We start from the raw sequence: 1,681 nt of genomic DNA on the forward strand, positions 1-1,681 counted from the left end.
CCCCCAGCGCGGCCCCGACGTCGCGGGCCGCGCTGGGGGTGGGCGGGCACCTAACGGCGTTGCGGCGCACCCGCGTCGGTCGCTTCACGCTGGACCAGGCCCGCTCCCTCGACGACCTGGCCGAGCGGCCCGGCCTGTCGCTGACGCTGGACGAGGCGTGCCTGCTGAACTTTGCGCGCCGCGACCTGACCGCCGAGGAGGTCGACGCGACGGCCAATGGCCGGCCGCTTGTCCCGGCCGGCATCCAGGGCGTCTATGCCGCCTGCGACGCCGACGGGCGGGTCATCGCGCTGCTGCGCGACGAGGGCGCGCGCACCAGGTCGGTGGTCGTGATCCGCCCGGCGACGCTCGAGGAATAGGCTGACCCGAAATCGGTACCGTCGGAAAGGGGACAACGATGTCCAACAAGGTTTACGTCGTCGGCGTCGGCATGACGAAATTCGAGAAGCCGGGCCGCCGCGAGGGCTGGGACTACCCCGACATGGCGCGCGAGTCCGGAACCAACGCGCTGGCCGACGCCGGCATCGACTACCGCGAGGTGCAGCAGGGCTACGTCGGTTATGTCGCCGGCGATTCGACGTCCGGGCAGCGGGCGCTCTACGAGCTGGGCATGACCGGCATTCCGATCGTCAACGTCAACAACAACTGCTCGACCGGCTCGACCGCGCTCTTCCTGGCGGCCCAGGCCATCCGCGGCGGGCTGGTCGACTGCGCCCTCGCGCTCGGCTTCGAGAAGATGCAGCCCGGCTCGCTGGGCGGGGGCGCCCAGGACCGCGAATCGCCGATGGGCAAGCACGTCAAGGCGATGGCCGAGATCGACGAGTTCGCGATGCCCGTCGCGCCGTGGATGTTCGGCGCCGCCGGCCGCGAGCACATGAGGCAATACGGCAGCACCGCGGAGCATTTCGCCAAGATCGGCTACAAGAACCACAAGCACTCCGTCAACAACCCGTTCGCGCAGTTCCAGGACCCCTACACGCTGGAGGACATCCTGGCCGCACGGATGATCTCCGACCCACTCACCAAGCTGCAGTGCTCGCCGACGTCCGACGGTTCCGGCGCGGCGATCCTGGCCTCAGAGGGCTTCGTCGACAGCCACGGGTTGGCCGCCCAGGCGGTGGAGATCGTCGGTCAGGCCATGACCACCGATTTCGAGTCCACCTTCGACGGAAGCGCCAAGAACCTGATCGGCTACGACATGAATGTCCAAGCGGCGCAACAGGTTTACCAGCAGTCCGGGTTGGGGCCCGAAGACTTCCAGGTGATCGAGCTGCACGACTGCTTCTCGGCCAACGAGCTGCTGCTCTACGAGGCGCTGGGCCTGTGCGCCCCGGGCGAGGCGCCCAAGCTGATCGACAACGGCGACACCACCTACGGCGGGCGGTGGGTGGTCAATCCGTCCGGCGGCCTGATCTCCAAGGGCCACCCGCTGGGTGCGACGGGCCTGGCGCAGTGCGCCGAGCTGACGTGGCAGCTGCGGGGCACCGCCGACAAGCGGCAGGTCGACAACGTCAGCGCCGCACTGCAACACAACATCGGGCTCGGTGGCGCGGCCGTCGTCACCGCCTACCAGCGCGCCGAGCGCTAGCGGCGCCGGCCCCTGGGCTAGCTGTACTGACCCGAGAGGTTAGGTACGCGGGTGGCGGGTGGTTGGCCGCCGAGTGCGGTGTGGCCGCGGTGG

General features: G+C 69.5%; 1 protein-coding gene and 1 pseudogene. Both read left to right on the forward strand.

The window, feature by feature from the left end:
* Nucleotides 1-359: pseudogene (gene truB / locus A9X04_RS21920) on the forward strand (tRNA pseudouridine(55) synthase TruB); the annotation flags it as partial.
* A gap of 38 nt (nt 360-397) precedes the next feature.
* On the forward strand, nt 398-1,588 hold the full coding sequence (locus tag A9X04_RS21925; RefSeq protein ID WP_067924973.1) for a lipid-transfer protein: 1,191 nt from the start codon (nt 398-400) through the stop codon (nt 1,586-1,588).
* Nucleotides 1,589-1,681: the final 93 nt, after the last annotated feature.

It is taken from the genome of Mycobacterium sp. E3247 (genome assembly GCF_001667785.1).
In the GTDB taxonomy this organism is placed as follows: Bacteria; Actinomycetota; Actinomycetes; order Mycobacteriales; family Mycobacteriaceae; genus Mycobacterium.

What these genes read in the sequence shown, in the direction of transcription:
- A9X04_RS21925 (WP_067924973.1), top strand. Translation starts at nt 398, where the DNA reads ATGTCCAACAAGGTTTACGTCGTCGGCGTCGGCATGACGAAATTCGAG.